Source organism: Pedobacter sp. 01N310, assembly GCF_056399805.1.
This window is the reverse complement of record NZ_JBFTSB010000009.1, coordinates 15910-34032: the sequence shown is the minus strand read 5'-3', so window position 1 is coordinate 34032 and position 18123 is coordinate 15910. Positions and strand designations below refer to the sequence as shown.

Annotated in this window: 21 protein-coding genes; 14 read left to right on the top strand and 7 right to left on the bottom strand. The window is 37.7% G+C overall.

Translation table 11 applies throughout. From position 1 onward, the window contains the following. The first annotated feature begins 26 nt into the window (after nt 1–26). The 6 genes from AC1DNH_RS17780 to AC1DNH_RS17755 all read left to right on the top strand — a co-directional run bounded on the left by AC1DNH_RS17780 (nt 27) and on the right by AC1DNH_RS17755 (nt 4953). Nucleotides 27–974 carry an aldo/keto reductase gene (locus AC1DNH_RS17780; protein ID WP_477579015.1) on the top strand — a complete coding sequence of 316 codons (948 nt, stop codon included), beginning with the start codon at nt 27–29 and terminating at the stop codon, nt 972–974. Between the two features lie 79 nt (nt 975–1053). Next, nucleotides 1054–2163, top strand: a complete 1110-nt coding sequence (locus tag AC1DNH_RS17775) for an AI-2E family transporter (protein ID WP_477625539.1) — start codon at nt 1054–1056, stop codon at nt 2161–2163. 1 nt (nt 2164) lies between these two features. After that, complete coding sequence (locus AC1DNH_RS17770) at nt 2165–2461, top strand: hypothetical protein (protein ID WP_477579019.1); 297 nt, start codon at nt 2165–2167, stop codon at nt 2459–2461. A gap of 16 nt (nt 2462–2477) precedes the next feature. Next, the gene (locus tag AC1DNH_RS17765) at nt 2478–2927 is read left to right on the top strand and encodes a DoxX family protein (RefSeq protein ID WP_477579020.1); all 450 of its coding nucleotides are present in this window, start codon (nt 2478–2480) and stop codon (nt 2925–2927) included. Nucleotides 2928–2946: 19 nt separating this feature from the next. Continuing rightward, nucleotides 2947–3753 carry a nucleoside triphosphate pyrophosphohydrolase gene (gene mazG, locus AC1DNH_RS17760; protein WP_477609156.1) on the top strand — a complete coding sequence of 269 codons (807 nt, stop codon included), beginning with the start codon at nt 2947–2949 and terminating at the stop codon, nt 3751–3753. A gap of 75 nt (nt 3754–3828) precedes the next feature. Continuing rightward, on the top strand, nt 3829–4953 hold the full coding sequence (locus AC1DNH_RS17755) for an ATP-binding protein (protein WP_477609154.1): 1125 nt from the start codon (nt 3829–3831) through the stop codon (nt 4951–4953). Here the strand turns inward: AC1DNH_RS17755 and AC1DNH_RS17750 are convergent. Further along, nucleotides 4948–5331 (bottom strand): YchJ family protein, encoded by a 384-nt coding sequence (locus AC1DNH_RS17750; RefSeq protein WP_477609152.1) that lies wholly within the window; start codon nt 5329–5331, stop codon nt 4948–4950. The genes AC1DNH_RS17755 and AC1DNH_RS17750 overlap by 6 nt on opposite strands. A 74-nt stretch (nt 5332–5405) precedes the next feature. Between AC1DNH_RS17750 and AC1DNH_RS17745 the strand changes: the two genes are divergently transcribed. From AC1DNH_RS17745 to AC1DNH_RS17735, 3 genes are read left to right on the top strand one after another with little or no spacing between them, the layout of a single operon-like run. Further along, nucleotides 5406–6206, top strand: a complete 801-nt coding sequence (locus tag AC1DNH_RS17745; protein WP_477609150.1) for a tRNA pseudouridine synthase A — start codon at nt 5406–5408, stop codon at nt 6204–6206. Nucleotides 6207–6242: 36 nt separating this feature from the next. Continuing rightward, the gene (locus AC1DNH_RS17740) at nt 6243–6689 is read left to right on the top strand and encodes a hypothetical protein (RefSeq protein ID WP_477585586.1); all 447 of its coding nucleotides are present in this window, start codon (nt 6243–6245) and stop codon (nt 6687–6689) included. 11 nt (nt 6690–6700) lie between these two features. Then, nucleotides 6701–7102, top strand: coding sequence for a hypothetical protein (locus AC1DNH_RS17735; protein ID WP_477585584.1), 402 nt, complete (start codon nt 6701–6703; stop codon nt 7100–7102). Between the two features lie 56 nt (nt 7103–7158). On the opposite strand, the gene AC1DNH_RS17730 is transcribed toward AC1DNH_RS17735, so the two are convergent. Further along, nucleotides 7159–8379: an ABC transporter permease gene (locus AC1DNH_RS17730; protein ID WP_477609148.1), complete on the bottom strand. Its 1221-nt coding sequence runs from the start codon at nt 8377–8379 to the stop codon at nt 7159–7161. Between the two features lie 179 nt (nt 8380–8558). On the opposite strand from AC1DNH_RS17730, the gene AC1DNH_RS17725 reads away from it, so the two are divergent. Further along, nucleotides 8559–9827, top strand: coding sequence for an exo-beta-N-acetylmuramidase NamZ family protein (locus AC1DNH_RS17725; RefSeq protein WP_477584201.1), 1269 nt, complete (start codon nt 8559–8561; stop codon nt 9825–9827). Nucleotides 9828–9981: 154 nt separating this feature from the next. Then, nucleotides 9982–10188, top strand: coding sequence for a hypothetical protein (locus AC1DNH_RS17720; RefSeq protein ID WP_029279784.1), 207 nt, complete (start codon nt 9982–9984; stop codon nt 10186–10188). A 110-nt stretch (nt 10189–10298) separates the two neighbouring features. On the opposite strand, the gene AC1DNH_RS17715 is transcribed toward AC1DNH_RS17720, so the two are convergent. Continuing rightward, entirely contained in the window at nt 10299–11342 is a 1044-nt protein-coding gene (locus AC1DNH_RS17715) for a DNA topoisomerase IB (RefSeq protein ID WP_477584203.1), read from the bottom strand. A 91-nt stretch (nt 11343–11433) separates the two neighbouring features. On the opposite strand from AC1DNH_RS17715, the gene fmt reads away from it, so the two are divergent. Beyond that, a complete protein-coding gene (gene fmt, locus AC1DNH_RS17710) occupies nt 11434–12342 on the top strand; it encodes a methionyl-tRNA formyltransferase (RefSeq protein WP_477584205.1) in 909 nt (302 codons plus the stop codon). Nucleotides 12343–12849: 507 nt separating this feature from the next. Here the strand turns inward: fmt and AC1DNH_RS17705 are convergent. Both AC1DNH_RS17705 and AC1DNH_RS17700 read right to left on the bottom strand, forming a co-directional pair. After that, the gene (locus AC1DNH_RS17705; RefSeq protein ID WP_477610760.1) at nt 12850–13689 is read right to left on the bottom strand and encodes an aminotransferase class IV; all 840 of its coding nucleotides are present in this window, start codon (nt 13687–13689) and stop codon (nt 12850–12852) included. Nucleotides 13690–13692: 3 nt separating this feature from the next. Further along, entirely contained in the window at nt 13693–14721 is a 1029-nt protein-coding gene (locus AC1DNH_RS17700; RefSeq protein WP_477585687.1) for an RluA family pseudouridine synthase, read from the bottom strand. A gap of 103 nt (nt 14722–14824) precedes the next feature. On the opposite strand from AC1DNH_RS17700, the gene AC1DNH_RS17695 reads away from it, so the two are divergent. After that, the gene (locus tag AC1DNH_RS17695) at nt 14825–15853 is read left to right on the top strand and encodes a DUF6588 family protein (RefSeq protein WP_477625538.1); all 1029 of its coding nucleotides are present in this window, start codon (nt 14825–14827) and stop codon (nt 15851–15853) included. A 167-nt stretch (nt 15854–16020) separates the two neighbouring features. Then, a complete protein-coding gene (locus AC1DNH_RS17690; protein ID WP_477583901.1) occupies nt 16021–16890 on the top strand; it encodes a 1-aminocyclopropane-1-carboxylate deaminase/D-cysteine desulfhydrase in 870 nt (289 codons plus the stop codon). A 409-nt stretch (nt 16891–17299) separates the two neighbouring features. Here the strand turns inward: AC1DNH_RS17690 and AC1DNH_RS17685 are convergent, their stop codons facing one another. Both AC1DNH_RS17685 and AC1DNH_RS17680 read right to left on the bottom strand, forming a co-directional pair. After that, complete coding sequence (locus tag AC1DNH_RS17685; protein ID WP_477583899.1) at nt 17300–17605, bottom strand: GNAT family N-acetyltransferase; 306 nt, start codon at nt 17603–17605, stop codon at nt 17300–17302. A gap of 129 nt (nt 17606–17734) precedes the next feature. Beyond that, nucleotides 17735–18100, bottom strand: coding sequence for a winged helix-turn-helix transcriptional regulator (locus AC1DNH_RS17680; RefSeq protein WP_215130779.1), 366 nt, complete (start codon nt 18098–18100; stop codon nt 17735–17737). Nucleotides 18101–18123: the final 23 nt, after the last annotated feature.

Below are 18123 nucleotides of genomic sequence, written 5' to 3'. Positions count from 1 at the left end.
GTTAGTTTAAGATTAACATTCATATCATGGAAAAAAGAATTTTAGGAAAAACCGATTTAAATATTGCACCCATTGTATTTGGAGGAAACGTATTTGGCTGGACAATCGATGAGCAAAAATCATTTGAAATATTAAACCAGTTTGTAGAAAGTGGATTTAACTTTATCGATACTGCCGATGTATATTCGCGCTGGGCACCAGGAAATAAAGGTGGAGAATCAGAAACAATCATAGGCAATTGGCTTAAACAACACAATAAACGCCACGACGTAATTATTGCAACAAAGGTAGGTTCTGATATGGGCCAGGGTAAATCTTTAAAGAAAGATTACATCATAAATGAAGTAGAACATTCATTATCACGCCTTCAAACAGATTATATCGATCTCTATTTCTCTCATTACGATGATGAAAATACCCCTGTTGAAGAAACCTTAAGTGCTTACGAAACTTTAATTAAAGCAGGCAAAGTACGGTGGATCGGCGCATCAAACTTTTCTGCTGAACGGCTGAAAGAATCGCTGGTGTATTCTACTGAACATAGTTTACCTCGTTACGAAGTTTACCAACCAGGATACAACCTCTATGATAGAGAAAACTTTGAGCAGGAGCACGAAAAAATCTGTCTGGATTATGGCTTGGGCGTAGTAACCTATTATTCTTTAGCCAGTGGTTTTTTAACAGGGAAATACCGCAGTGAAGATGATTTAAATAAAAGCCAGCGTGGTGGTGGCGTTAAAAAATTCCTGAATGAACGTGGCTTTAAAATTTTAGCGGCATTGGATGAGGTTGCGGAAAAACACCATGTTGAGCCTGCTTCGGTAGCCCTTGCCTGGTTAATTTATCATCCATCAATTACAGCACCGATTGCAAGCGTTACCGATTTAAGCCAGTTGAAATCTTTTACGGATGCAGCGAATTTGAAATTAGCGCCAGAAGATATTTCACTTTTAGACAAAGCAAGTATCTATTAAAAATAATCTCTTATATTTAAATGCCCGATTGGTGAAACAATTAATCGGGCATTTTGGATTAAACAGGATTTAAAATTATATGAAAGACAAATTATCGTTCCTCCCCAAGCTTGCCTTGGTTCTTTTCTGTTTAATAAGCTTAACCTACATCGCCATTTTAGGGCAATCGCTATTGGCACCGCTGCTTTTCTCTTTTTTAATGGCAATTTTATTATTGCCCGTGGGCAATTTTTTAGAGCATAGATTTAAGTTTAAACGAAGTTTATCCACGCTTGTTTCAGTAGTGCTAATGATCGCTGTAATTGGCGGAATTATATATTTTTTTGGCAATCAGTTGAGCGATTTATGGGCCGATTGGCCATTGTTAAAAGAGAAAGCCAATGTTTCGTACCATGAACTGCAGAAATGGATTTCGCACACCTTTGGTGTAAATTCCCAGAAACAACTCGATTATTTAAATGATAGTACCGAAAAAGCTTTGGCTACCAGTGCTGCTATTGTTGCTACCACCCTGGCCACACTATCTTCTACCCTATTATTTTTGGGTTTCACACTTTTGTTTACCTTCTTCATTTTAAATTACCGCCGTGTTTTATTCACTTTCTTAACCTCTGTTTTTAAAGAAGAACACAAAGAAAAAGTTTCAGAAATTGTTAGTCAGATTCAATATATCATTAAAAAATACATCATCGGTTTATTTCTGCAGATGCTTATTGTTACGGTATTAATGATTACCGTACTGAGCTTATTAGGGGTTAAATACGCGGTTCTGTTAGGCCTGGTGGCCGGTATTTTTAACGTGGTTCCTTATCTGGGAATATTCTTTGCGCTGTTAATAAGCTGCCTGATTACTTTTGCAACAGCAGGTGCAGGTAAAGTGCTTCTGGTTTTGATCGTTTTTGTTGGCGTTCATGCTGTAGATGGAAATGTGCTAATGCCGCTGGTAGTGGGGTCGAAAGTAAAAATTAATGCACTCTTCGCCTTTATTGGTATTGTAGTTGGCGAAATGATCTGGGGGATATCGGGCATGTTTTTATGCATACCTTATCTGGCCATATTAAAAATAATCTTCGATAGAGTGGATAATTTAAAACCTTGGGGTATTTTAATGGGCGAAGAGCATAAGCCCGACAAAAAGAAACGCGTTTATCGGATTACGAAAAAAATTAAATTAGAAGAAAAGGATTAGTATGGCCGAAAATAGATCGCCTCATATTTTAAGCACTTCTGCCAATCTGTTGGGCATCTGCTTTATTGTGCTTACTTCTTTAAAAAAACTCGCACTTACCGATGGTTCCATCATTGATGAATTTGCAGTAGCTGCCGTAATGTTTTTTATGACCAGCTGTATCTTATCTTTTATCTCTATGAGAAGAGAAAGAAACGCAAGTCAAAAGTTAGAAAAAGTTGCCGATTTTGTCTTTCTATCAGGCTTGGTTATCTTATTCATAGCAACGATTTTAATTGCCTTTAATTTGATCAAGTAAGTAAAAATTATAATAAATGAAACCTTTATTTGTATTACTTATCGTTTATATTGCCCTATTAGCCTTCGGCGGCCATACCACATTTGATAAAGGAAATATTTTTGCAGGCAATATCGCCATGGGTGTGATGTTACTTTTTACAGCTATAGGGCATTTCAAGTTTAAAACCAGCATGGCTGCTATGGTTCCCTTGTTTATTCCTAAAAAAGTAGAAATTGTGCTTTTAACAGGGGTTCTGGAAATCTTATTTGCCATTGGCCTGGCTATTGAAAGCACCAGATATTTTACCGGGATAGCCCTAATTATTTTTTACATTGCTATTTTACCTGCCAATATTTATGCTGCCAAACACCGCATCAATTACGAAGATTTGTATAAGCCAGGGCTTGGACCAAAATATTTATGGTTCAGAATACCCTTTCAGCTTTTCTTAATCGCTTGGGTTTGGTACTTTAGCGTTCGATAATATAGCTCAACCATAAAACATGCCTAACAATCCAATTCCTGCAAGTGCCAATAATCCAGCTGATGCTTTTACACGTTTACTCACTGTTTTAGATACACTGCGTACACAATGTCCCTGGGATAAAAAACAGACCATGGAAACATTGCGCCATTTAACGATAGAGGAAACTTACGAATTGAGCGACGCCATTTTAGAGGGCGATTTAGACGAAATTAAAAAGGAACTTGGCGATGTGATGATGCATCTGGTTTTTTATTCGAGAATTGCTTCCGAAACCAATGATTTTAACATTACAGATGTTTTAAACGGAGTTTGCGATAAACTGGTAAACCGACATCCACATATTTATGGCGATGTTGAAGTGCAGAACGAAGAAGACGTTAAACGCAATTGGGAGCAGATTAAACTAAAAGAAGGCAACAAATCGGTTTTGGCTGGTGTTCCATCTTCACTACCAGCTTTGGTTAAGGCTGCCCGCATTCAGGAAAAAGCCCGCGGCGTAGGCTTCGATTGGGAAGATAAAAATCAGGTTTGGGAAAAAGTAGAAGAAGAATTACAGGAGTTTAAAACTGAATTTAACGTTGCCGATAATACGGCCATTGATATCGAAAAAGCAGAATCCGAATTTGGCGATGTACTTTTTTCTTTGATCAATTACGCACGTTTCATTAACATCAATCCTGAAAATGCATTGGAAAAAACCAATAAAAAATTCATCAAACGTTTTCAGTACCTCGAAACCAAAGCAAAAGAAAACGGAAAAGCCCTGGCCGATATGACCCTTACAGAGATGGATGTATATTGGAATGAAGCAAAGAAATTATAGCCAAAAGGAGTAGAATCGCAAATTTAATATAAATTTTGCGAATGTAATCGCAAAATTTATATTAAATTTGCGATTATGATTTCAAGAGCAATATCAGATTCTATCGAAAAACATCTAAAAGATGAAAAGGCGATCATCCTTTTAGGCCCAAGGCAGGTTGGAAAAAGTACGCTCTTGCAACAGCTTTCTTCTAAATTTGCTAAACCTGTTATGTGGTGGAATGGTGATGACGCAGACATTAGAACAATACTTTCCAATACCACTTCAACCTCCTTACGTGCACTTCTTGGAAAAGCCAAAACGTTGGTAATTGATGAAGCGCAAAGAGTTGACAACATTGGTTTATCTATTAAATTAATCATTGATCAACTTAAAGATGTAAAAGTAATTGCTACTGGTTCTTCAGCCTTTGAGTTAGCCAATCATATTAACGAACCACTTACTGGTAGAAAATGGGAATATAACCTATTTCCTTTTTCGTTCGGAGAAATGGTGGAGGAAAACGGTCTACTTGCAGAGAAAAGATTATTGAACCATCGCTTGGTTTATGGCTACTATCCAGAAATCGTGAACAATCCAGGTGGAGAAGAAATACGCTTAAAACAATTATCGGACAGTTACCTATATAAAGATATCCTAACCTGGGAGAAAATACAAAAGCCAGATAAGATGGAGAAATTAATCCAGGCTTTGGCTTTTCAGGTAGGCAATGAGGTATCATATAACGAACTAGGGCAATTAGCAGGTCTGGATAATCAAACAACAGAGAAGTATATCGATCTGCTTGAAAAGGCATTTATTGTATTCAGATTGGGATCTTTAAGTAGGAACTTAAGAAATGAGCTAAAGAAAAGCCGAAAGATCTACTTTTACGACAATGGTATCAGAAATGCTGTAATTAATCAATTTAGTCCAGCTGTATTAAGACAGGACATTGGTGCCCTTTGGGAAAATTTCGTAATTAGTGAAAGGGTTAAACTTCTTGCTTATAAACAGATTAATTGCAACCAATACTTTTGGCGTACGCATGCACAACAGGAAATAGATTATATTGAAGAAAGAAACGGGTTAATGAATGCCTACGAAATTAAATGGAACGCTAAATCCAATGCAAGATTTCCAAAGACGTTTTTAGATGCCTATGAGAATGTGGAGACTAAAATAATTACACCCGAAAACGTGAGTGAATTTTTGTTATAAATAAAATTCCCCATCCACATAATACCATTTCCCATCTTCTAATCTGAAATTAGATTTTTCATGCAATATTTCTGTTTGGAACTTTTTATTCAGATAATAGGCCTTAAACTCGACGATATCAAAATCAGAAAAAATAATTTCGAGTTTTAGCCATTTGGTGTTTTTCGCACTGCTTAAATAAGCACTTTCCGAATGCCCTTTTCTTTTACTGCTATGCGTGGTGTCGTAAAGATAATCAGCATCAGCTACTACAAAAGCCGAATATCTGGAACGCATTAAGGCCTCTGCAGTTGGTGCCGCCTTCACTTTTAAATGATAAGGCTGGCAACAATGGCTAAACGCAGCTCCACTTCCACAAGGACAGTTTATTAAATCCATGATTAAAATTTACCACACAAAAGTATGATTTAATATTCCTGCTGCTAAAATTTCCGTAAAATTGCAGCTGAAAAATGAGGTATTTCTTTCACATTGCCTATCAAGGCCAGTACTTTAGTGGGTGGCAAAAACAACCTGGGGTAAAAAGCGTTCAGGAAGTTATTGAACAAACCCTATCGAAGATTTTAAAATCGCCGATTGCGATTAACGGCTGTGGGCGAACAGATGCGCATGTACATGCCAGTCAGTTTTTTTTCCATGCAGATATTGAAAAAGAGATTGATTTCGATCTGCTTTACATCCTGAATAAAGCTTTACCTTATAATATCGCCGTATACGACATTATTAAAATGGAGGGGAAACCTCATGCCCGGTTTGATGCTGTACAACGGAAATATGATTATTTTATCCATACCTATAAAGATCCTTTTTTAAGCACCCAAAGTTCCTTTTATCAATTAAATAATCTAGATTTTGATAAAATGAAAGCCGTTGTAAAATTATTACCCCAATACAAAGATTATAGGGCTTTTTGTACGCATCCTGATAAATACGAGCATACCATCTGCAATGTAATGGAAGCCGATTTATTTGTAAATCCAAAAGGCGACAGGCTGAGGTTTCATATTGCCAGCAACCGCTTTTTGGGCAAAATGATCCGCATTATTATGGGTAAAATGCTAATGGTTGGCAAAGGAGAACTTAGCTTTGATGAATTTGAAGGCGGACTGATTACCCTGCAATCCTCAAAACTATCATTACCCGCTCACCCAACAGGTTTATACCTTTCGAAAGTCACTTATCCATATTTAAACCTCGAACCACGCACTGAATTTATCCATAGTACACAAGGTATAGACTGGATTTCAATTTAAGTGTAGCGTTTTCATTTTGAACTCCGTTTAAGGAGTATGAAAGTTCAAATCTGTATTTTCCTCTTTGCACTGATCCTATCATTAGGCTGTAAAAAATCTACAACCGTGGATGTTTTATTGGATGGCAACTATACAGGTGTGTTGGTAATTACCAATAGTGTTAGGTCTGTGCCGATAACCCGACCAATTTCTATCTCGTTACAGGATGGAAAATTCAACATTACTCCTAGTGCTGATGCTAACCTAAAACCATCGGGAGGTAAGGGAACCTATAACTTTAAGAACGGGATCGGATATTTTACAGATGAGGGCGTTTGGACAGCAGATTTTGATTGGAATATGATTTTAAATGGCGAATACGATATTAGAAGCAGCGGAGTAGATTTAACCCTTAGAAAAAGGTTTAAGCTTCAAACAGATTTTTCTCCGGCTACCTCTTACGCTACAGTAGATTATGAATATATTTTAAAAAGAAGTAGTTAATCCTCATCTAAATGAAAAATTTAATATTCTTCTTTATTGTCTTATCTAGTTTTGTTTTTGGATGTGAGAAGAAATCTGAAACAAAAACGACGAATTACGAATTTGAAATCAATACTTCAAAATCAATCGGTGCATCTACATTAGTATTAAAATCGATTAGCGATAGCCGTTGCCCAATAAATGCTGATTGCATTGGCGCTGGTGGTGCAAAAGCTTTTTTCAAATTAACATCTAATAACATTGATCAGGAAATTATCTTATGCAAAGGAGATTGTGGCACCTTAGAGGGTGTAGCAAACCTTAAAATTAACGGCATAGATTATTCACTCAAATTAATTGACATTACACCATATCCTCAGCTTCAGAAAAGTGATAACACACCAACTGTAAAAGTTGAGTTGACAAGAGCTTAAGTTTAGGTTTGCTTGGGCATCGGAAAATGATCTGTCCGGTGACCCAAGTTTTTTCCTTATTTAAATCGGATTGCTTTAAGCGGAGAAACTTTACTGATCAATAGCGAAGGGATAATCAAGACCGTTAAACATACCACTACCGTAACGATATTAAGCAGCAGCACATCAATAAAATGAAATTCTATTGGTGCATAAGCTAAAAAGTAGGAGGCCTGGTTAAGCTTGAAAATGTGAGTGGCCTGCTGTAAAAAACCAAGTCCTAAGCCCAGAATATTCCCCAGTAATAAGCCAATACCAATTAAATAAGCCGCATTGTAAAGGAAAATTTTCATAATGCTCCAGTTACTGGCCCCAAAAGATTTTAGCATCCCGATCATATTTGTTTTCTCCAAAATCATAATCAACAATGCGGTAACCATGTTAATTACACCTACAATTAACATCAGGATTAAAAGCACATTGGTGTTTACATCAAGAAGACCTAACCAGGTAAATATATTAGGAAAATTTTCTTCGATAGAATACGAGCGCAAATTGCGTGGAAGCTTTTCATAAATATTATTGGCAATAGGCTTAAGTCTGTTAAAATCATTAATCCTGATTTCTATACCACCAATTTCGTTGGCGTTCCAGTTATTCAGGCGTTTAATTATATTCAGGTTGCCAAGTACAAAACCCTTATCAATATCTTCTACACCAATATCATAAATGCCTACAATTTTAAATTTACGCGGCCGCAACTGGTTTTGAACAAAATACATGATAAAATCATCACCGGTTTTGAGTTTTAAACGATTAGCCGTATAATTCGAGATGAGCAGTTCTTGCATGGCAGCTGTACTGTCAGAAAAATCGATAATGGTTCCGCTGATAATATGCTGCTTAATGTAATCCCACTTATAGTTTTTGTCGATCCCTTTAAAATTAATGCCTTCAATTTCATTATTTGCCGAAAGGATAGCAGGTTTTGTAGCAAAAGGATAATAATATTCAATGTCAGGATTATTTTTGAGCATTTTTTTTGTTTCTCCATCAAGTACGAAGGGAGAATGCTCAAAAGAATTATTCAGATCGTAACGGGTCACTTGCACATCGCCCAAATAGCCTCTTACTTTATCCTGAATTTCAGTTTTAAAGCCTTTTATAATGGCTATAGAGAGAATCATAACAGCCAAACTCAACATCACGCCTGCTATTGCAATACGCACGATAAGTTTTGAAAAAGTACGCTCAGATTTAATGGCTATCCGCCCTGCGATGAAATATTCGAAATTCAATTTAATCAATTTGTATTAACAAAAATGCTCAATTCCTTTTTAAAAATGGCATTTTCGGAAATAAATAACCAACTTTAAACATCAATTTTTAAGTTGTAACAAGAAAATACCAATAGCATAATTGAAATATATTGTAAATTGTTTTGTTATAATACCGGAAGATTAGAATAATACTCAAAATGAAAAATTACATCAGCTTTGCTTTAACCAGTTTAATTGCATTATCGGCCTGCGGACAACCCAAACCACTTGAACAGGAAGTTCTTGGAAAGAAAAGCCCTGAAAACAGAAAACTGATGATCAGGACTGTTAAACTGCCATCGACAATTAAAACCGGTGCAGAACAGACCGAAAAATACCTCCCGCTTCTAAAAGGAAAACGTGTGGGTATGGTGGTTAACCCCACATCAATTATCGGTACGCAGACTTCGGTTGATAGCCTGCTGAAACGAGGTGTTAAAATCCAGAAGATATTTGGTCCTGAGCACGGTTTTAGAGGTAATGCCAGTGCAGGCGTTACCGTTAACGATGATGTTGACACCAAAACAGGTATAAAAGCCATCTCGCTTTATGGTAAACACAGTACACCAACGACTGAAGATTTAGCAGATATCGACATTATGGTGTTTGATATCCAAGATGTTGGTGTTCGTTTTTATACCTATATCAATACCTTACAGCACGTTATGGAAGCCTGTGCAGCAAACAATAAAACGCTGTTGATTTTAGATCGCCCCAATCCAAATGGTTATTTAATTGATGGGCCGATTTTAGACCCAAAATTTAAATCGGGCATTGGCGTGCAACCTATCCCTATTGCGCATGGCTTAACGGTTGGCGAATATGCGCAGATGTTAAATGGCGAAGGCTGGTTGAAAGATAAGGTGAAATGCAAGATTACCATTATCAAAAATGCCAATTACGACCATGATATGGAGTATACTTTACCAGTTAAACCCTCTCCTAACCTAAATACACAGCAATCTATTTTACTTTACCCATCTACCTGCTTATTTGAGGGCACCTATTTAAACCACGGCCGCGGAACGATGTTTCCATTTACTGTTGTTGGGGCACCGTACCTTAAAGGGAAATTCGATTTCAGTTTTACGCCGAAAAGTATAAAAGGAATGTCAGAAACACCATTGTTTCAGGATCAGGTTTGTTATGGCTTAGATTTAAGAACTTACGATACCTCAAAACTGGTAAAATCGAAACAGGTAAACATCAGCTGGTTAATCGAACTGTACAAGGCATCCCCAAGAAAAGAAGATTTCTTTAACACCAAGCTGAGCAAAGAAATGGGTACTATCGAAAGATTAGTTGGTGTGGCAGATTTCAGGCAACAGGTAATCGACGGAAAAAGTGAAGCAGAAATTAGGGCGAGCTGGGAACCAGGACTAAGTGCATACAAAACCATGCGGAAGAAATATTTGCTATACAATTAATTATTGAATGAGAGAGGGATTGAATGACTGAATGATCGGATTGCCCCTTGCAATTATTTTCAAACTTAATAGAAAGAGGTTTGTTATTATAGATGATTGATAAGCGCTGTGCTATTCAATCATTCAAAAACTTAATCATTCAATCATTTTAGCTATGAGCGGTCCGAAAATTAAAAGTGATAAACCAGGAAGCAATTACCAGGAAGAAGTGCCCAAAGGCAGGGAGCCTGTTGACCATAAAACGGTGAGGCATAAAAACGACAGCACCCCTAATAAAGCACCAAAAACAAATAATCCGGCTAAGCAAAGAGAATTAGAGGAGCAGCCGGTTCATCCGATAAAAAAGGCACCTAAAGAATAATTTTAAAAGCACTATCATTGCAACTGGAGTATGACTTAATATGGTCATTTAGAACAGATTATCGACTGCGTTTCACTCCGCTCTAAATGACGATTTTTATATCATTTTGTCTATTTACTACTTGCTTTTAAAAACGACAATAAAATTTTCTCATCGTGTGCCAAGCCTAATTTACCGGTTGTTTTGTTATTATTCATTTTCTTGATATATCTACTAAGCTCATTGTTTTCATAAGCGGTGAGCAATAACGGATATACATAAGAACTCTTGCAAACAGCCCTGGTATTGCCTAATTTTTTCGCTACACAATCTAAAACCGTTACAATTGTTTTTTTTGAATTTAAGTTAAAATCTTCATCAGCACTGCACTTCGAAAACTGGCGCAACGCTTCTAATGTTCCACCCCAGGTTCTAAAATCCTTTGCCGTAAAATCATCGCCTGTAATTTCTTTAATGTAAGCGTTTATTTTGCCTGAATCGATACTTTTATGTTCTTTCCCGTTCGAATAAAATTGAAATAATTCCTGCCCGGGAATGTCCCTGCATTTCTTGACCAGTTTTGCCAGCGACCGATCATTTAACTCTACTTTTTGCCGAACACCTTTTTTTCCAACGAAATCCATGGTAATTTTACTTCCTTCGATTTTAACATGCTTATCTCGAAGTGTAGTTAAGCCAAAAGAACCGTAAAGCTGTTTATAACTTTCGTTACCCACACGGATTAGTGTTTTTTGCAGTACATCTACAGAAATGGCCAATACTTTGCGTTCATCGAAATCTTTTCTGCGGAGGTCTTTTTCCAGGTTTTTCCGTGCATTGGGCAATGCTTTTCCAAATTCCAATAAACGGAAATATTTAGCCTCCGATCGGCGGCTGGTCCACTTTGCATGGTATTTATATTGTTTCCGGCCTGCAGCATCAATACCAGTAACCTGTAAATATGCATTTGGCTTACTGGCAATCCACACATTTTGCCATGCGGGTGGAATAACTAAGGCCTTTATCCGGTCGAGGTGTTTCTCTTCGGTAATTTTGTTGCCCTCTTTATCTTCGTAATAAAACTTTCCCGGTTTCCCTTTCCGGTAAATCCCCGGCATGGTATCGGTAACGTACACCAATCCGTTTGCTTTAACAACATCTTTGCCTTGTACCATTTTTGCCTATAAGTATGGGTTTATTTTTAGTTATTTTGCAAAACTTAAACGTGGGTAGCCACGTTATTTTTAGAAACACAACACTTTCTTTATGAAAATAGTTTTTATGGGTACGCCCGATTTTGCGGTAGCCTCTTTAGATGCCTTGGTACAAGCCAATTTCGATGTAGTTGCTGTGGTTACTGCGCCAGATAAACCTGCAGGCCGTGGCCAAAAATTGAATGAAAGTGCAGTAAAAAAATATGCTGTAGAAAAAGGAATTCCTGTTTTACAGCCTGAAAAGTTAAAAAATCCTGAGTTTATTGAAGAACTAAGATCTTACCAAGCCGATTTACAAGTGGTAGTGGCTTTTAGAATGCTACCAGAAATAGTTTGGAATATGCCGGCTAAAGGAACCATCAATTTACATGGTTCGTTATTACCGCAATACCGTGGTGCAGCCCCGATTAACCATGCCATTATAAATGGAGAGAAGGAAAGTGGCGTAACTACATTTTTCCTTAAACAGGAAATTGATACCGGTGATATCATCCTTAGCGACAGTGTGCCCATTGCCGACGACGAAACTGCGGGTGAGTTGCATGATAAACTGATGGTTGTTGGCGCAAATCTCCTGGTAAAAACACTACTTGCTATCGAAGCCAATAATATAATAGAGCAGCCACAGCCACAAAATGGTGATTTAAAACATGCGCCGAAGATTTTTAAGGAAGATTGCAAAATCGACTGGAACAACCAGGCGCAAACCATCCATAATTTAATCCGCGGTTTAAGCCCTTACCCAACTGCTTTTACCTTACTCAATGAAAAAAATTTAAAGGTATTTAAGGCCGAAATAGAAGATAAAGAGCCAGGCATTGTAGCCGGAGGCTTTTTAACCGATGGTAAAACTTATTTGAAATTTGCCGCAAAAGATGGTTTTATCAAACTTTTAGATATCCAATACGAAGGAAAAAAACGAATGCTGATCGAAGATTTTTTAAGGGGAATGCGGTTGTAATTTATCTATGAACGGTCGTCATGCTGACCTGTAGCGCAGCGGAAAGCTACGCAGTAAATTTAATTCAGGGTCTTTATAGCATAAAAGATGCTGAACTAAATCCGATAACTATCGGATCAGCATGACGACAGTATTTTATATGAACAATTCTTTTTGGAAAGCAATTGCAGTGGCTTTAGGCTTAAGACAGCCCCGCTCCCGCTTCTGCAAATTTGATCCCGATGTAAAATCGGGAACATCCCGCTTTGATCGGGTTTAAGTGGCCACAAAAGTGCTTCTGTTTAGGGTTAAATAAACCCGACCGGCAGCGTTATCCCGATTAAGTATAGTTTATCTTGTAAAGCAAATTTTATCGGGATTAAGCAAAGGCCGGGACCAGCCCAAACCGAAGCACTACAGGTTTTGCTTTCCAAAAAAATTGAACAGTTTTTAAGGATATGATAGATGCTGAACTAAATTCAGCATGACGACCAAGGTAATCCGTGCGCTACAAATCGTGGGATAGCACTATAAATTATTCAATTTCTCGATCAAAAATTTCGATACCTCGTTAAAATAACGCTTCCTGCCGTAACCCATTACCCATTGAATGCCTTGCGTTGCGTTGGTAATAAACACTTCTTCGGCTTCTTTTAATATTTCGGGATTGATCTGCGCTTCGATTAAAGGCATATCGTTCATTTTGCACAACTGCATAATGGCCGTACGCATTACACCGCTTATACAACCTTCAGCTAGCGACGGCGTATAAATCTGTTTGTTATATACGACAAAAACATTGGCACTGATACTTTCGCAAAGAAAGCCATATTGGTTCAGAATCATTGCCTCATCCAAACGGTTTTGGCTTTTAAAAATTCCGGCCATGACATAAAGCAGCGCATTGGCTGTTTTAAAATTCGAGAGTTTATTAACCGGTTTGGTCATTTCATCAAAAACATCAATGATCAAACCTTTGCTGTTCAACTCGTATGTGGATGCTTTTAAGGGAATACCTTCTAAAATGTAACCTGCTTTATTAATTTCGGGTGTATAAACGCCAGCTCCACCCCTGTATACAGAAAGGCGAAAACGGACATTGCCATTCCACTTGTTCCTTTTGGCCAGGTCGGCAGTTTTTTGGCGCAGAAAATAATCGTCCATTAAAGCATGACCGTCAATTTTAAGCGCTTTCATGCCAGCCGTTAATCTATCGGCATGTAAATCGGCAAATTGCAGCTTATTATTAATCATCCGCATGCTTTCGAACAGTCCATCGCCAAATTTGAAGCTTCTGTTCGAAGCCGTTAAAATCGGGGCATCTACCGCCTGAAATTCATCATTAAATAAAAGGTACTCCTGAAGCATATTTTATGATGTAGCGATATAATTTTCCCATTTGGTTAAGCCAGCTTTAAAATCGGGTGGCAATGACGATTCAAAATACATATACTCTTTAGTGCTGGGATGGATAAAACCCAAACTTTGTGCGTGTAAAGCCTGACGGGGCAGCAATTCAAAACAATTATCTACAAACTGTTTGTACTTATTAAACGTAGTCCCTTTTAAAATCTTATCTCCACCGTACATTGCATCGTTAAAAAGTGGATGACCAATATGTTGCATATGCGCCCTGATCTGGTGCGTACGACCTGTTTCTAACTCACAACTGATCAAAGTAACGTAACCCAAACGTTTTAATACTTTATAGTGCGTTACAGACCATTTTCCTTTTTCTTCATCATCATAAATATCCATCACACGGCGATCCTTCACACTTCTACCAATGTAACCGGTTACCGTTCCATCGTTTTCGATATCGCCCCAAACCAGTGCAATATATTTACGGGTAATGCTGTGGTCGAAAAACTGACGTGCAAGGTGTGTAATCGACTTTTCATTTTTACTGATCAGCAATAAACCCGAGGTATCCTTATCAATGCGGTGCACTAGGCCTGGTCGGCCATCATTGCCAGGTAACTGAGGCAGTTGCTCAAAATGGAATGCCAAAGCATTAACCAAAGTTCCGGTATAATTATTAAAACCGGGGTGTACAACCATTCCTGCAGCTTTATTCACCACCAAAAGATCACTATCCTCGTAAATAATATCAAGCGGTAAATCTTCAGGATAAACTTCGGTATCGCGCGGTGGGTGAGGTAAAACGATAGATATTTCATCATAAGGTTTAACCTTATAACTCGCTTTGATCTGTTTCTGGTTAACCAATACATTACCTGCATCAATTGCATTTTGAATACGGTTTCGGGAGGCATTTTCTACGCGCACCATCAAAAATTTATCGATACGAAGCAGCGATTGCCCCTTATCTACAATAATTTTTAAATGTTCATATAATTCCTGTTCTTCTGATTCCTGCAATTCGACCACATTTTCCATGGCGCAAAAATAAACTTTTAACTTCAAGAATTTTTCAATGATTGCAGTTTTCGAAAAAACAGCCTTATCTTTACTCACAATCAAAACATTCTAAATTTTCTATATGAAAAAATGCTACGCTTTAAAGGCCATATGTGCCTTATTTTTATTAGTGATGACTCAAAAAGCAAGTGCCCAACAAGATGTTGGAGACTTGTTTGTGGGCGGACCAGCAGATGCGACCAAACTGGTTAATGCCTATTTTGATCCTTTGTATAAAGGTTTAGGCCTGGGTTTAACCGATGGATGGTCGAACACCGCTCAATCGAAAGGTTTTTTAAAATTCGATGTAAGGGTTTCGGCCTCTGCAGCATTTGTTCCACAATCGGCCAGAAGTTATGATGTAAATACCTTGAGTTTAAGTAATATCAAACCTGCACCTGGTGCATCATCTATAGGTCCTACTGCATTTGGTGATGACCATGAAGGTGGTAAAATGCAAATTTATACAAGCAGTGGCGTTCCTACAGGTAAATTTTTCAACTTACCTCAGGGAGTGGGGTTTCATGTAGTGCCTTCAGCTCAGATACAGGCTACTTTGGGCTTACCCAAAAACATTGATGTTACTTTAAGAGCAATGCCGAAGATTAAATTAGGTAACGACCTGGGAAGCTTATCGATGATCGGTTTTGGTGCCAAAATTGAACTTTTACCCTTATTTATGGGTTCAACAACAGAAAAACTGATTCCTGTAGACATTGCCATTGCCGGTGGCTTTACGCAGTATAAATATAATTTGCCTTTGAATATCAATAATACTTCAAATTCAGATCAGCGTATTGATGCTAAATTCAATGGCGTAAATTTTGATGCCATCGTTTCAAAGAAAATTATGTTTTTCACGCCTTTTGCCAGCATCGGTTACCAAACATCGAACACCAATTTAAAAGCGCTTGGTACTTATAAATTTGAAGATGGTGCAAGCAATGCAACTTATGTAGATCCAATCTCGGTGAAACAAACTGATATTGACGGCGTAAGAGGTAGTTTAGGCTTTCAACTGAAATTTGGTTTCTTTAAATTTTACGGCTCATATACTCAGGCAAAATACAGTATGGTTAATGCAGGTATAGGCCTTGGTATCGGCAAATAATCGAATATAATCTTGTATCAATAAGGTAGGATTGTCATCCTGAGCCTGTCGAAGGAAGGGTAAATGTCTCTAGTCCATTTCGACAGGCTCTCCGTAGGAGTCCTTTGGACAACGTGACATATTAATTAAAATTAATTTTATGATATAACCTTTGCTTATTTTCACACGTGTTCGAAGAAATATATAGTCCAATACAAAAAATAGCATTTTCTCCTTTAAACAACCTGTTTGTTAAAAGGGATGATCTTATCGATCCTTATATTTCCGGGAATAAATGGCGTAAGCTCAAATACATTTTAGCCAAGGCCAAAGCAGATCAAAAAACGCATCTGGTCACTTTTGGAGGTCCTTATTCCAATCACCTCGTGGCTACTGCCGCCGCAGCATCAAGATCGGGCTTAACCGCTACAGCTTTTGTACGTGGGGAAGCAGTAAAAAATGAGCTATTATTACTGTGCAGTTTATTTGGGATGAAACTCATTTTTACCGACCGTGAAAGTTATCGGGATAAACACCAATTGTTTGACCAGTATTTTGCATCCGATGCACAAGCCTATTTTATAAATGAAGGGGGTGCATCAGTTGAAGCCACCATTGGCTGCGCAGAGGTAATTGAAGAGCTAGTGGAACCATACGACCACATTTTTTGCGCTGCCGGAACAGGAACCACAGCTGCAGGTTTGTTGATGGGAATTCAACAACAACAATTAAATACAAAGTTACATATCATCCCCGTGTTAAAGGGTGCTTCATTTATCAAAGCAGAAATAGCACATTATACGCCCATCTCCAGCCACCTCGAACTTCACCTCGATTATCATTTTGGAGGCTATGCGAAAACCACTCCTGAACTGATCAGCTTTATCAAAACCTTTACTGCAAAAACCGGATTGCTACTAGACCCTGTTTATACGGCGAAAATGTTTTATGCCATTCAAGATTTAGTAAAACAAGAAATTATTGGTAAAGATGAAAAAGTATTGGCCATCCATACCGGAGGGCTTATGGGCATTTTTGGCATGAAGGATAAGTTTTAAACGGGTAATACAATCTTTGATGCCAATTCATCCTGCAAATGCGCTTAACTATCTGATCAATATCATTAGCCCTGAATAAAAAAAGGGCCCTCATTGCTGAGGAACCCCAATAAGATCTCTAAATCGTCCCGTTGATTTGATTCTTGTTATAAAAGTATCGCTACTTTCTTTCGAATGAAATAAAAATAGAGCAAGCCCGCTAAATAATAGATGAAGATGCACGATCTATACACATTGAATAATAAACCGTCCAAAACAACCGGCTTTTAGTTCTTTTTTAAAGGTTTAATTAACTCATTTACAATTTTCCGGTGGCTTTCTTACCAGAACCATTGGAAAATTGATTTTCCAAAACCATGAAGTATTAGTGTAGCTTTCCTGAATTTAATTCTAGTATTGTTTTTATCGATTAATCGTTTTCGCGCACTTTGTTCCAGATATCTCTGTAAAGTTCTTCGTGGCGTTTAAATTGCAGATGCACATAAGGGCACAATGGAATTACCTTCAGGTTATTTGTACGTACATAATTTACCATGGCATCCAGCAATAGTTTTGCGTAACCTTTGCCTTCTTTTTCGGGATCAATTTCGGTATGATAAACCGTTAAATTTCCGCCCTGAATATCAAAAACCATTTCTCCATATTTTTCTCCCTCATCATAAAGTTCGAATGCACTAGGTTCTTCTTTTTGGATATTTAATTTAACTTCTGCCATAATACTTAACCCGATACAATTTTTAAAATTTGCTAATCAACTGATGCAACATTAAATAAGCTGCCAAATCAATTAAAGGTAACCAATATTTGCTGATTTATGCATACCTCTAATCAAACTTTAACGGTTTTATGATCCACTCTTCTTTAGCGCTTTATTCTTCTTGCCCCAAGCACTTAATTGACAAAAAATCGGAAGAAACTCTAGTGCTATCGGAGTTAGCTCATATTCTACCCTCGGAGGAACCTCTGCATAAACAGTTCTTTTAACCAGCTCATCCTGCTCCAATGCACGCAACTGTAAGGTTAACATCCGTTCTGATATATATGGGAATTCTTTTTTCAGCTCACTAAACCTCAATTTTCGGTCTCCAAGTTTATCCAATATTACAATTTTCCATCTCCCTCCTATTTTGTTGGCCGCATAAGTCAGATCGCAATCCGTTATAAATTTTTCGTTGAGGGTATAAGTCGAATTTTCTTTTCGTGCCGTCATTACTTACAAATTTGTTTGTACCA